Annotated in this window: 11 protein-coding genes; 4 read left to right on the top strand and 7 right to left on the bottom strand. The window is 53.7% G+C overall.

Annotation, left to right across the window (positions count from 1 at the left end; translation table 11 throughout):
* Positions 1 to 47 precede the first annotated feature (47 nt).
* Positions 48 to 977, bottom strand: a complete 930-nt coding sequence (locus tag L21SP2_RS12245; protein ID WP_024268848.1) for a tetratricopeptide repeat protein — start codon at positions 975 to 977, stop codon at positions 48 to 50.
* Between the two features lie 139 nt (positions 978 to 1,116).
* A complete protein-coding gene (locus L21SP2_RS12240; protein WP_081719614.1) occupies positions 1,117 to 3,861 on the bottom strand; it encodes an alpha-amylase family glycosyl hydrolase in 2,745 nt (914 codons plus the stop codon).
* 176 nt (positions 3,862 to 4,037) lie between these two features.
* Here L21SP2_RS12240 and L21SP2_RS12235 point away from each other — a divergent pair, with 176 nt between their 5' ends.
* From L21SP2_RS12235 to L21SP2_RS12225, 3 genes are all read left to right on the top strand, one after another.
* The gene (locus tag L21SP2_RS12235) at positions 4,038 to 5,234 is read left to right on the top strand and encodes a hypothetical protein (RefSeq protein ID WP_041401557.1); all 1,197 of its coding nucleotides are present in this window, start codon (positions 4,038 to 4,040) and stop codon (positions 5,232 to 5,234) included.
* Between the two features lie 300 nt (positions 5,235 to 5,534).
* Positions 5,535 to 6,314: a DUF2087 domain-containing protein gene (locus L21SP2_RS12230; RefSeq protein ID WP_169730479.1), complete on the top strand. Its 780-nt coding sequence runs from the start codon at positions 5,535 to 5,537 to the stop codon at positions 6,312 to 6,314.
* Between the two features lie 40 nt (positions 6,315 to 6,354).
* Positions 6,355 to 6,975 carry a hypothetical protein gene (locus L21SP2_RS12225; RefSeq protein WP_024268843.1) on the top strand — a complete coding sequence of 207 codons (621 nt, stop codon included), beginning with the start codon at positions 6,355 to 6,357 and terminating at the stop codon, positions 6,973 to 6,975.
* A gap of 134 nt (positions 6,976 to 7,109) precedes the next feature.
* On the opposite strand, the gene L21SP2_RS12220 is transcribed toward L21SP2_RS12225, so the two are convergent.
* Complete coding sequence (locus tag L21SP2_RS12220) at positions 7,110 to 8,978, bottom strand: M3 family metallopeptidase (protein ID WP_024268842.1); 1,869 nt, start codon at positions 8,976 to 8,978, stop codon at positions 7,110 to 7,112.
* Between the two features lie 61 nt (positions 8,979 to 9,039).
* A complete protein-coding gene (locus L21SP2_RS12215; protein WP_024268841.1) occupies positions 9,040 to 9,789 on the bottom strand; it encodes a sulfite exporter TauE/SafE family protein in 750 nt (249 codons plus the stop codon).
* 137 nt (positions 9,790 to 9,926) lie between these two features.
* Here L21SP2_RS12215 and L21SP2_RS12210 point away from each other — a divergent pair, with 137 nt between their 5' ends.
* Positions 9,927 to 11,555: a gamma-glutamyltransferase family protein gene (locus tag L21SP2_RS12210; RefSeq protein WP_024268840.1), complete on the top strand. Its 1,629-nt coding sequence runs from the start codon at positions 9,927 to 9,929 to the stop codon at positions 11,553 to 11,555.
* Positions 11,556 to 11,688: 133 nt separating this feature from the next.
* On the opposite strand, the gene L21SP2_RS19075 is transcribed toward L21SP2_RS12210, so the two are convergent.
* The 3 genes from L21SP2_RS19075 to L21SP2_RS12190 form a co-directional block, all read right to left on the bottom strand.
* Entirely contained in the window at positions 11,689 to 12,078 is a 390-nt protein-coding gene (locus tag L21SP2_RS19075; protein WP_024268839.1) for an acyl-ACP thioesterase domain-containing protein, read from the bottom strand.
* Positions 12,079 to 12,128: 50 nt separating this feature from the next.
* On the bottom strand, positions 12,129 to 12,461 hold the full coding sequence (locus L21SP2_RS19070; protein WP_024268838.1) for an acyl-ACP thioesterase domain-containing protein: 333 nt from the start codon (positions 12,459 to 12,461) through the stop codon (positions 12,129 to 12,131).
* Positions 12,462 to 12,725: 264 nt separating this feature from the next.
* Positions 12,726 to 13,328, bottom strand: a complete 603-nt coding sequence (locus tag L21SP2_RS12190) for a hypothetical protein (protein WP_024268837.1) — start codon at positions 13,326 to 13,328, stop codon at positions 12,726 to 12,728.
* Positions 13,329 to 13,431: the final 103 nt, after the last annotated feature.

Below are 13,431 nucleotides of genomic sequence, written 5' to 3'. Positions count from 1 at the left end.
GGCGGGCTTTTTTTTTCCGGCTGTACCTGCTGTGAGCTTCCGGATGGTTAAAAGTCCCCCCAGAGCAGCTCTTCAATGACAATTGTCAGTTGAGGGTTGGCATTGATTTCCGCAGCCGCTTTGAAGTCCGATTTCATTCCTTCGTCATTCCCCTGCCGGGACCTGATGAGACCCCGCAGATACAATGCCTGCTGAAGGTCCGCCGGAGCCATGGCGAACCCGTCTCTCCCGTGAGCGTCAATGAGGCCGTTGAGGTTTTCCAGGGCTTCAGCCCCCCGGCCCTGTTTCAGCTGAAGTTCCGCTGAGCTGAGAACATACAGAGCGTACAGTGCCCCGTCATCCCGGGTAAGCGTCACGTCATTGTAGAGGTCGTCGGCTTCATCCAGATTCCCCAACAGCTGTTCGCAGTAGGCCAAATAGAGGGCGGCCTGGGAGAACTGTTCCGGCGGGGCGGCGTAGTAGGCCTCCTCGAATATGAAGAAGGCATCCTGAATCCGTTCTTCCCTGAGGGCCTCAAGTCCCCGGGCGAACAGTTCCTCGGTGGGGGTGGAGTAGATGCTTCCCGGGCCTTCTTCACCCGCCGAGTCGTCCCCCCGAACCCCCGCCGCCGCACTTCCGCTTGTGATCCTGTCCTGGATGTTCCGGCGGAATCTGCCCTCCAGAGACTGGAGTATGCTTTCCTGACGGCGGCTGCCGGTCATGCGGTAAATTCTTCTCAGAGAGTAGGTGCCGGCTGCACCCAGGAAGACCCGGTTTCCGTCAAGGTTCAGCTCAACGCTGGATTCACCTTCCAGGATGATGGATCCGCTTACTGCAATCTCATCGCCGATCTGCAGCCTGTTGGGTCCTCTGCCGTTTTCCCAAAGAACTTCTCCCGACAGGAAACTCACTTCAGCTTCCTGAGAAACGGCGGTGGCGGCGGTTATGATCAAAAGAGCCATGGTAGCGGCGAATATGCGCTGATGCAAACTGTTCATTCAGGTACTCCTTGAATGGGGGGTAACCGCCCCAGTATACACCAGAATCCATGATTGAAAAGGCGGGGTGAAGGGAAATAAAAAAGGAGCTCCGCCGCGGCGAAGCTCCCGATTATTTGGCAGGCCGGCTGACCGGCGCTTATTCCAGCGGTTCCAGTCGTATCAGGGGCAGATCGTCCATGATCAGCGGATCTGTTTCAAAATCCCCTCCGCCGAAAATATAGGCATCCGGTTCACCCTGGAGCAGGCGGTTGGCGCTTTCAAGTCCGTCGTAGTCCCATGTGGTGATGTAGATTCCCATGCCGTCAAGACTTTCGGGGTTGCCCAGGCCCGCACCTTCGATGGTGAAGCTCAATCGTCCCGCTTCCTCATCCACGTCAATCTCTATTGAGCTGGATATGGCCGTTCCGTAGGATTCGGCTCCTGCACCTTCGGCACTGTACAGGCTGGCATTCCAGCCGCCCACCATCATCATCACATCCCAGTCGCTGCCGTCGGGCATGCTTGCGTTCTGGAAGGGAAGTTCCGTTGCGCCTTTCCGGGCGGGATTGTCGAAGTACACGTAGTAGTAGACGTGGTCGAAGCCGTTGGCGGGCTGCCATACTGTTGATATGGGACCTGCGGGGAAGATGTCCAGGCGGAGATTGGTTCCCGCCCTATGTACTTCCACGGCCCGGATATCCATCTGATTATTGAAGCTTTCATCCAGAGGATAGATGTAATCTCCCGCAGGACCGGCATCATCACCAACCTCATCTTCCGCCCGGTGTGCGAAGGAGAAGGCCAGATCAATGCTCACATCCAATGCGGGGGAGCTCAAGAGCCTGCCTTCGGCGTCCCGGCCGGTGACGGTGATGCTGTGGGGACCGTTGGCATAGCGTTCTGCGGGGATTACTCCGCTCCAGGATCCGCCCTGGCTGTCCAGAGCTATTGCCCGGTCCAGATTTCCGTCCACCACAAGCTGCAGATCGCTCACGCCCCGGGCAGTGCCGGATACGGGGGTGTCCCGGGTGAGTACGGTTCCCTCATCCATGCTTTCAATGCCGATGCTTCCGCTGCGGGCTGCCGTTTCCTGAACTGCACCGCTGTCTTCAAGAACCACCAGGCTTTTAGGAGGAAGTATTAGGCTGATGCGGCCTGAAGCGTCGCTGTTCAGCCCGCTCATAATATCACCCGAATCTTCCATGCCTGCACTGAACACCGGTGTGAGTTGATGAGCCCCGTTAAGGCCGGTTTCCAGGTCTGATACCAGATAATTGTAATTTGCACTGTTCATCAGCACGATGAGGTCCTGGTCCTGACTTTCCTCGGCATCCATGGCGTATGCCAGAAGTCCGGGCCCGGAGCTGCTGGCTCCCAGGTTGCGGTAGACGCCTCTGCGCAGTGCAGAGTATTCACTTCGCAGCTCAGCAAGCCGGGAAATGTAGTCGTAGGCCCGGCTTTGGGCGTTGAAGTGATCTTCTCCTCCCGAAGCGAAACCGTTGGCGAACATTGCCTGCCGGGTTTCGTCGAAGTGCTGTTCGGTTCCGTAATACACCACGGGAATTCCCGGGGCCGTGAAGATGTAGGCCAGAGCCAGCTGCATATCCGCATAGCCTGCGATGGAAAGAAAACGGTCCATGTCGTGATTGTCTATGAAGGTGAACAGCCGGTTGGGATCGGGATAGTTCCGGTAAGCCGCTTCCATACGGTATGCAAGACGGTCCGTGGGAGCTCCTGATCCAAACACTTCTCTGATCTCCTGGTTCAGCGTGAAGTTGAGAAGGGAGGGCATGGCGGGTTCTTCCTCGGTGCCCAGATACTCGGCAATTTTCTGATCAGCCTCATCGCTGTAGGGGCTGCTGCCGATCCAGGCTTCTCCGAAGGTGATGAAATCGCTCTTTCCAAGCTCATCGGCTACATTCAGGATACCGGGAGCATCATCATCCTGTGAATAATGAAAATCGTGGAAGAACTCCACGGGAATATACTTCACCGTATCGATCCTGTATCCGTCCACACCGGCTTCCCTGATCCAGTGACCGTAGCTTTCCCGGAGGACATCCCGCACCAGTTCGTTTTCCGTGTTGATATCGTCCAGATCCGAGAGCTGGTTGTTGAATACCTGCTTCTGAACGTTGTAGTTGGCAATGGGCCCGGTCCAGTGATATGCGGCGGTCTCCAGGGCTTCGGGATCGTTGGGATCGTTCAGATTGAACGGGTACTGGCTGGGAATGTTCCTTGGAACAAAGTTGTCGTTGGCAACATATCCACGGGCAGGGTTGGAGCGGCTGGAAGGCCCGTCGTAGGTGAAAAAATTCCCCGTATGGTTGGTGACAATATCCTGAATCAGATACATGCCGTTTTTATGAAGAAGGGCCGAAAGCTCCCGGTATTCATCCAGGGTTCCCATGTGCACGTCCAGTTCCTGAAAATTTTCCGCCCAGTATCCGTGATATCCGCCGTAATTCACCGCATAGTCGTACCACTGATTGGCAACCGGCGGCGTAATCCAGATGGATGTTGCTCCCAGACCTTTAATGTAGTCGATGTTGTCGCTGATCCCCTTCAGGTCGCCCCCGCTGTAATGGCTGTTCTTCCCGGGATCGTATTCCCCTTTTCCCTGATCCGAGTTTGCGGGCACTCCGTCGTCGAAACGGTCTGTCATGATGAAGTACACCACCTGGTCACGCCAGTCGGGACTCTCCACCTGAAGATATGTTTCCACATCTCCGTCCTGAAGCTGCTGAACGGGTACCACTGCTTCCCGTGTCTCCCGGCTGATCCACCCCGGACGCTGGTCCGGAGGCACAGGCTGACTGCCGCAGGATGAGAGCAGAATCATCAGCCCTCCCAACAGCAGCCACAACGCTGCCTCTCTATGCTGTTTACGAGTTTTACGCATAAAAATCCCCCTGATGTTATTCCCATAACCTTATGGCGGGAATTTTGTTTTTGTCAATACGAGGTTTTTTTGGGGATATGAGTATTACGGAATAAAAAGAATTAGCTAGTGCACCAAAGCTTGTAAAAAAACACAGCAAATACAAGCAGCAGTAATTCTTTTCCGGTGTATGGTTTATGAACACATTACAACCATACATCACCAAACTGCTGACCCAATTCAGCACAAATTCCTTTGATTTTACTCACCACAGCCCGGTCCCCCACTGCTCAAACCCCCATTGCCCCCGGTTTGCATACCAGAAACCCCATGATCAGTCATGGTTCAGGTTTCATGGATGCTACTTCACCAAAGCCTTCGGCAGGGTTCCGCGCTATCGCTGTCAGGATTGCGGCAAGACCTTTTCCCTCCAGACATTCCGCATGGATTACTACGTGAAAAAGCCGGTGGACTACATCCAGCTGATTCGCCAGCTTGTCTCTTCCAGCGGACAGGGCAACATGACCCGTTTCACCGGTATGCGCTATGAGCAGATCCAGAACAGATACGAGCGCATCTGCCGGGTACTTCTGGCCATCCATTCTGATATGCGCAAGCTGATCAAACCGGAAGATGAGTTCGCCCTGGACGGCTTTGAATCCTTCAGCGTGAGTCAGTTCTTCCCCAACAACATCGATATCCTGGTGGGAAGCGGCTCAGAGTTGATATACGCAATGGGATATTCCCAGCTGAGGCGTAAAGGACGGATGACTGAAAGACAGCGGCAGAAGCGAACTGACTTGGAGCAAACCCTGGGCAAGGCTCCGGGAAATGCCGTTGAGAAATCGGTCCAGTCCATTCTTACCCACTTGTGTAAATACATGAAAGATAAAGACATACCGGATGTTACGCTGAATACCGACTATCACAAGGCGTATGTTCGGGCCCTTTCGAAGGTGCCTGAGGGCAGGTCCCGGATACATCATCGTCAGCATTCATCCACCCTGCCGCGCACCCCGTCAAACCGGCTGTTCCCGGTGAATTATGTGGACCGGCAGTTTCGCAAAGATCAGGCGAACCACGTGAGGGAGTCGGTACAGTTCGCCCGATCTCCTGCAGCAATGATGGTGCGGCTGAGCATTTATCAGATGGTGCATAATTATCTCATGCCCCGGAGGGTACGGGATCAGAGAAAAGGAAACTGGAAGACCAGAGGAGAACAGCTTGGAGTCCCGGGATGGAAGCTTCATGAGGTGATCAGAAAACACTGGGGCAGGAGAGTGTTTCTGAACAAATGCAGCTTATGGGAACCTGAGAAGATGACCTGGCTGCTTGGATGGAGAAACTGGGGGATTCCATCAGGCCGCAGGCTGCCGTTTCATGTGTGGGTGTGATTGAGCTGAAGTGTGAGAGACGGGGCGGTCAGGGCTGGTTGTAGACCTGAAAACGGGCTGGATTCCGGATCCATTTTTCGGAGCCTATCGCCCAGACTGCGGTGAAAGTTTTTTACAAGCTTTGGTGCACTGAAAAAGAATTAGTTGTACGTGATCAATATGAGAATTGAGGATGTATTGAAAGAATTCGTGGCTTTCATGGCGGATATTTAGAATTGATGGCGGAATCTCCAATCAGATCTCTTGAAAAAACAAACAAATTACAATATTGTTTATTAAAAAATGGATATAAATCAGATAATGTCTATAGTTTATGGTTATAGCTATGACGCCAAGACGCAGATGTACCGCTGCATCCATTGCGGTGAGAGTTTCGAGTCGGGATATCTCTATTCATGTCCCGGAGATGGCGGAAAGCAGCGCTACTGCGATGCGCAGAAGGCTGCAGAGCTGCATAGCGAGTCTGCTCATGGAGACCGTCTGACTGCGCTGCTGGAGATGGGGAAAAGCGCCCATGGATTGTCCGGGATTCAGCAGCAGGTGATCCGGGGTATGGCCGATGGCATCAGTGACCGGGAGCTGGGCAGAGAGTTAGGGAATCGGGCGGCATCAACCGTCCGGAACCATCGTTTTAATCTCCAGAAAAAGCGGCGAGAAGCCCGCATGTTTCTGGCAATAATGGAGCTTGCAGATATGAAGCGTAGCGCAACGAACGAGTCGAACCGGCCGGAACAGGGAGCCGAGGAATTACTGGAAATTCACCACGATATGCCCATGGCCGACGACCGGGTGCTCATTACCACCGCTGAAGCCCGGGAGATCGAGGAGAAGCATCTGGACCGCAGCTCGGGAATCAAACTGCTTAAATTTCCCCGGAAGGAGAAAGCCAAACTGGTGATTCTGAAAGTCCTGGCAGGGCTGTTCGAAAAGGATCGGGTCTACAGCGATGGCGAGGTCACAGAGATTCTTAAGCCGGTTTTCTCTGACGTAGCAACTATCCGGCGCTATCTTGTTGAATATAATTTTATATTCAGGGATGCCGCCGGACGGGAATACCGCCGCAACAATTCGGTGGATTAGGAGAAGATTTATCTCGTCTGTCTGAACAAAGGGAGGATGTGTGATTCCGAAATTGTATGATCAGTATTTTGTCAAAAAAGAAGATGAACGCCGCCACCTGTTTCAAATTCTTTCTGAGCGGTTCAACCTGGAATCGGGAATTTACCCTGGCAGTTTTGTTCACCTCACCCCTGCATTCTACATAAGGGAAATGATATTTATTGATAATGACAGACGAATAAACAGGTTCTTTTCCGATCCCACCACCCTGGAATATATCAATGAACAGAAAATCTATAATGGCGAGCCAAAGGTTATCTGGCGGCAGGGCGATTACACTGAGGTTGGGGATCTGAACGAATATTCCTGTGACATCATGTTCTCGTTCTATGCGGGATTTATTTCCCGGCATTGTAAAAGGTTTTTGAAGGACCGGGGAGTATTAATCGCCAACAACAGTCACGGCGATGCCACCCTGGCGCTTTCAGATCCGGATTATACATGCCTGGGAGTCATATTGAGAAACAATCAACGGTTCCAAATCAAAACCGAAGAAATTGAACCCTATATTACGAAAAAAAACGGGTCAGCTTTCAACCTGGAAAAAGTCCGGGAGAAGATGATCGGGGAGAAATTCTCCCGGTATGCATATGCATATATGTTCCGGAAGTGTTGCGAATAGTCGGGGCCAACACAAAAGGGATCACCGATTCACACGGTGGCGCTGAACTGTCCGGCCGCAACCCGAAATCCGTAGATTTCTGATTGCGGCCATGGGACACCTTCTCAGCCCGGATATCCGGCCGTATTCTGGCCTTAACCCATGAATTCCGTTTCGATAATGCTGCGGAAGTCTTGGCACATTTTTTCATCGGATTCCCGGTTATCTGCCAGCACCCGTTCACCGTCCACCACAGAAATCCTGGCATCCAGACCGGCCTCCTTCGGAGCGGGGCGGGTACTGAGGCTGCGGATTTTTTCTTCTTCACCGGCCCAGGCCTGTGCGGAATCCATATTGCAGACATCCGCAAGATACTTGGCGTTGAATCCTTCTCCTGTGAGTGAGCGGATGGTTTCATCGTGGGTGAGGCTGTTGCCCGGCTTCCAGTAATATTCCGCTAGGAGGGGGCCGATTTCGGGGTTGTCTGCCAGGTATCCGTACTTGTTCAGGAAATACGCCCTGGTCTGGTATACCGCCATGTGGGCCAGCAGATATCCCTGGTAGGAACATGCTGATTCATTGGCCAGAAGATGGGGGATTGCCAGAAGAGGGCGGGGACTTACCTCCAGTCCCAGAATGTTCTTTTCCGTGGAACGGGCCAGGGCTGTCACCCGCTCAGGGGTCAGCTCCTCATCTTTCAACTCGTAGAGTGCCCGCTCGAAGAATGGCACCACCAGAATGCTTCGTTCGCTGAAGGCCCGGAACGGCTGCTGTGATTCCACATAGCTGCGGATCAGCTCATCGGGAATAACCCTGTCTTCATTGTCCCGGGCATAGAGTTTCAGCCAGTCACCGTCGTTGAGAATGCTGTCGCAGAACATGGACTGGGTTTCCGCATATGCCATGGATGTGGGAGCAAACTCCTGGGAAAAACAGGGTGCATTCATTTTCACATTTGCAAAGTGGGCAGCATGTCCTCCTTCATGAAAGAAGGTATTGATACCACGGTAGCCGCTTCCCACCTGGGAGGGGCTGGCATTGCTGGTAAAATTGATTTTCCCCGGGATCCATGTTCCGTTATCGTAATATGCGGGAATTGGACCGTGGCAGAATCCGTTCTGATACTTTCCTTTCCGGTCCAGAAGGTCCAGGGTGAGCTCCGCACCGGAATAGCCGATATTCAGCCTGCTGAAGGAGGTGATCCACCGTTCCAGTGATCGGGAGAACGGAAAATAGGGATCCATCTGCCGCATTACATCCCCCGCAATGCTGAAGCTGAAATTATGACCTTCCAGAGCCTGTTCCCCCTTCCGGTTTTTCAGCTCTTCAATGGAACTCAGGTTTCTCTTACGGGTACGGCTCTCGAAGTCCTCCAGAACGGCGAACAGCTCATCCACGCTCATATGCTCGGTTTTGCGAACCGACGCCTCGAAATAGTTGGCGTAGCCCAGACTCCGGGCCAGGCGGTTTCGCAGCTTCACCAGCTCCAGAAATCCGTTTTCCAGAACCCATTGCTCAAGGTCCAGCAACGCCCGGTGGGAACTTATCCGCTCCTGCTCACTGTCGCTGGTCCGGATGTTGGTCATCAGGCTGGGAAGACTGCCTTCCTGTTCACGGCCCTGTGCATCGGTGTACAGAAGCTTGTGGGAGCCACGGCGCTGGAACAGTTCGGCGGCATCATCTATCACCTGTTTCATGAGAGCAGATGCTTCATCCCCCTCAATCACATTGGCCTGGAACAGCTCAAGCCAGCCGTTGAGGCCGGTGAAAAGCTCCTCTTTTACCCGCCGTTCTTCCTCCGAAGCCGGAGAAATACTTTCCAGCTGTTTCAGCTTTTCCCGTACTTCCTCAAGTTTCCGGGGGTCTGAAATAAAATCATTCCAGGCACTTTCGGCCCGGGCGAACGCCTGGCGGTCTTCTCCGGTTCCCATGTAGGTGGTCCAGAACAGATCTTCCTTGGTTCTGTGAACCTTCATGTAGTCAGCGTTCAATGTGTCGAAAAATTCCCGTATTGATGTAAGCATGCAGTACCTTCCTATTTAAGATTTGAGTGCGGATATATGCCGTGGGCCGATCTGTTCCTTATCAGCTGAAAAAGAACAGCCTGACGGCCATGGCCAGCACTGTTACGGTGAGAATTACCTTGATCCACTTATCTCCTTTCTGAACCGAGAAATGTGCTCCCAGCCATCCCCCTGTTGCATTTCCGACGGCCAGGGCGATCCCTGCAATCCATGCCACTTCTCCGTTGATAATGAAAATAATGAGAGAAGGGATGGTGTAGAGAAACACCACCATCACCTTGATGGCATTGGTCATTACCAGATTGGTTCCGCTGATCAGGGAAAATGCGGCGATAATAATGAAGCCTACCCCGGCCTGGATAAAACCGCCGTATATCCCCACCAGAAAAAACACCGGTACGAGCAGCCACCATCGCCGGATAATCTCATCGCCCGCCTGTTTTCTCTTGTTTCCCAGCAGGGTGAGGATGAGCACCATGATCATTACTCCCGAGAGAATTTTGCTGAACAGTTCGCCGGAAATTTCAACGGCGATCATGCTTCCGGCCAGGGCACCTGCGGCGGCGGTGATACCCAGGGTCAGTCCGGCCTTCCATGGAAAATATCCCTTCTGCCGGAAGCGTCCCACCGCCAGGGCGTTCTGACTGAGGATGGCGATGCGATTGGTGCCGTTGGCCATCACCGGGGGTATGCCCAGGAAAATCAGGGTCGGCACGGTGATCAGGCTTCCGCCTCCGGCAACCACATTAATAAAACCCGCAGCGGTTCCCGCGGCAATGATTACGATGATCGATACAAGACTCACTTCCATCTTTAATTCTCCATGTGAATTTTATCCAACTGTATCTGCTCTCAATATACCCGGTCAGCATAAGGGCCCTATCAGCATGAGTGGCGGAGCCGGACTGCTATCCATAATCCCCGACCTTCTGTATATTGGATTCTATTATGAATTATGATCCCCACTATAACCCATTTTTCTCAAAACGGAACCCCGTATATGCCCGCCGGGGCATGGTTGCAACTTCCCATCCCGCTGCGGCGGATATCGGGCTGGATATTCTCAAACAGGGCGGTAATGCCGTGGATGCCGCGGTTGCCGCGGCGGCGGCCCTGGCGGTGCTCGAACCCACATCCAACGGTCTGGGGTCGGACTGCTTTGCCATTATACACGACGGCAGCAGGCTGCATGGTCTGAATGCCAGCGGCTGGAGCCCCGCGGCTCTGAGCGCGGACGTACTGCTGAATGCGGGGCGGAAAGAAATTTCTCCCTTCGGCTGGGATGCGGTTACCGTTCCCGGTGCCATGGCCGGCTGGCACGAACTCACTGAAAAATTCGGAAGCCTCAGCCCGGCTGAGCTGCTTCAGCCCCTTGTATCCAGGTTTTCCCCGGGAACGGACGGAGAGGGCGGCGTTGCCGTGCCCCCTACGGTTGCGGCAAACTGGGAACGGGCCCTGAACGCCTACTCGAAACATCTCCCCGATGATCCTGCCTTCCGTCACTGGTTTGAACACTTCGCTCCCCGGGGAAAAGCACCTTCCGCCGGAGAAGCCTGGAGCAGCCGGGACCAGCTGAAGACCCTGGAAATCCTTGGAAAAGAAGGGTTCCGCTCCCTTTACGACGGCAGCCTGGCTGATGCACTGCTGCAGTTCAGCGGAGAAAGCGGAGGATACTTACAGAGGGAAGATCTCATGGATTACCGACCCACCTGGGTGGACCCCATTTCCATGAGCTACAAGGGCTATGATATCTGGGAAATTCCACCCAACGGACAGGGGATCACCGCCCTTATGGCCCTGGGGATGCTCAAGGATGACCGTTTTTCCGCCCACGGGGTACCTTCCGACATGCACCGGGGCATAGAGGCCATTAAGCTTGCCTTTTCGGATACCACCCGCTACGTGACCGATCCCGGCCATATGGCCCACACCGCCGGAAACCTGCTGGATCCCGAGTATCTTGCCGGCCGCCGGTCCATGATTGGAGAGTCGGCGGGGGATCCTGCTCCGGGCACGCCCCCCCGGGGGGGAACCGTCTATCTTTCGGCGGCGGACAGTTCGGGAATGATGGTGAGTTTTATTCAAAGCAATTACATGGGGTTCGGAAGCGGCCTGGTGGTGCCGGGCCTAGGTATTGCACTTCAGAACCGGGGGCATAATTTTACCCTTGAAGAGGGACATCCCAACCGACTGGAAGGCCGGAAGCGCCCATTTCACACCATCATTCCCGGTTTCCTTACCCGGGAGGGGCGTGCCCTGGGGCCCTTCGGGGTAATGGGGGGCTTCATGCAGCCCCAGGGACATCTGCAGGTGGTGCAGAATCTCATAGATTACGGCTTGAACCCCCAGGCGGCTCTGGACGCCCCCCGGTGGCAGTGGATGCAGGGGAGAAGGGTGATGCTTGAGCCCGGGTTCGGGCAGGAGGGCTGTAATGCCCTGAAGCGCCTGGGGCATGATGCGGTGCTGGAATCCGATTCCGGGCATTTCGGACGGGGCCAGATGATTCTCCGGGAAGAGGGTGGCGGCTTCATCGGCGCAACAGAAAAGAGGTGTGACGGGTTTATTGCATCCTGGTAAGTCCCGGGCAGTGAACAGAAGCATTGTAACAATGCATGGATTTCTGCATGAGAAGGAAAGGCCAGTCTACCGGCAGCGCTGCTTCCTCTTGCCGCCACCATATACGGGGAGGAATGATGGCGAAAATGAAGTTTCACAAGCTGTGGTGCACAATCTTCATGCGGAACACCGGCTCATTATCCCGGAGGCAGAGTACAAGATGTCCCGCAGAATTACTGAAGCGTTGTACAGATATCTCATCACCAAAAAAACACTCTTTGAGAAAACTGATATCCACCCGTAAAGGTTCCGGGCTTTTCCAGACTTCAACCGGCAGAGCGTCCAGTCCAAGGGCCACATAGCGGGAATTGTTTATATGCTGATGGACGTCCACATCCGAGTATGCCACTGTCCTGCTGAACTGTTCATCCGGTTCGGCAGGTGCTGCGGAATCCGGTGTGTCCGGGATGTCATGAATTGCAGGGATTTCCCGGGGATCGAACATCTGCCCGCCCTGGGGTTCAAATTGGCTGTGGATGGGCACCGGGCGTTTCCGTTGGCCGTGAATGAGGAGCCAGTGGCTGTGGGCCCGGATCAGCTCACTTCCGGTGCGGGGGCGTTCTCTTCACTACGGGGGTCGGCGGGGCTCAGGGAAAACTGCCGCTGTGCCTTGAGGCCCCTGGTGAACCAGGCCCTGGTAGTTGATGACAAGGGTTGATCGAGAAGCGGAAGCCGGCTGATCTCCAGCTGCATGCCGTGGAGTACCCAGTACAGCCCCTGGTCGGCCATGGCATGAAAGCCGAAATTTTGCTCTTCCGCATGTCGTCTGGCGAAGTCGGCCAGATAGTTCATCAGCTCATTGATTCTAAGACGCGAATTGAAATCCACATGCTGGGACCGGGGAGTGAATTGTTCGGTTTTTTCCATGCTGAATTCTCAGGAATTGTAAAATATATGCAGTGCACAGAAGCTTGTGAAACTGAAAATTCCGGGAAAACGTGTCCAGATGTGGTGTAGTCAATTTTCCGTCCCACTGCCTGGAGAGGAGGTTTTTACCTCTCTATACAATTCCACGTTTTTTCACAAGCTTCTGTGCACCGTCCAAAATATACAGGATCCCCGCCGGTTAGCGGGGGATATCCCAGTATATCCCGGAGAATTGGAAATTGTCATCCCGGGGGAATGCCTGGCTTAGTTGGGCCCGAGAAAAATATTAAACTCTTCTGCGTCCAGGGTGATGTATGTCTGGTCAGGACCGATCTGGGCGTTGGCCGAAGGCGGCGCAATTTTCGCAGATAGCGATGGTTCAGCATCCAGCTGTGCTTTGGTCAGTCCCCCGTAGAAGCCCATGTGTTCAAATGTAATATCATTGTACACAATGCCCGGATCGCCGTTCATATCTTCCAGCCTGTCATCGAAGAGATTGCTGTTATCATCGCTGATGCTGCCGCCCAGATCCGGTTGGCCGTTAATGGAGTCGGTGCTCTCAATGAAGCCGTAGACGAAATAGTTCCCTTCAGGAATGGAAGAGAATGAGTATTCATATTCCTGACTGCTTTTCAGGATAATTCCGCTGTCCATGTCCACCACACCGTCTGCATAATTGTCATTATCGTCTATGACCACGATCCAGGTTTCTCCAAAACCCAGACCGACGCTGTTATAGAGCCAGAATTCGCCGGTTACCTGCCCGGGTGAGGGGAGCGTGCCGTCGTCGGGCCCCTGGGGCAGACGGCAGGAGAACAGAAGGGGCAGCAAAAAGAGCAGCCCGATCAGTCTGGTGTTGAATTTCATACATACCTCCATATTGCTTCGGTGTTTTACAGTTAGTATTATAACGTACAATAATGAGTAAAACAGTCATGAATAACAAAAATCAGTGCATTATCAGCATTTT

The sequence above is a fragment of the Salinispira pacifica genome (assembly GCF_000507245.1).
In the GTDB taxonomy this organism is placed as follows: domain Bacteria; phylum Spirochaetota; class Spirochaetia; order DSM-27196; family Salinispiraceae; genus Salinispira; species Salinispira pacifica.
This window is presented reverse-complemented; position numbering and strand designations above follow the sequence as displayed.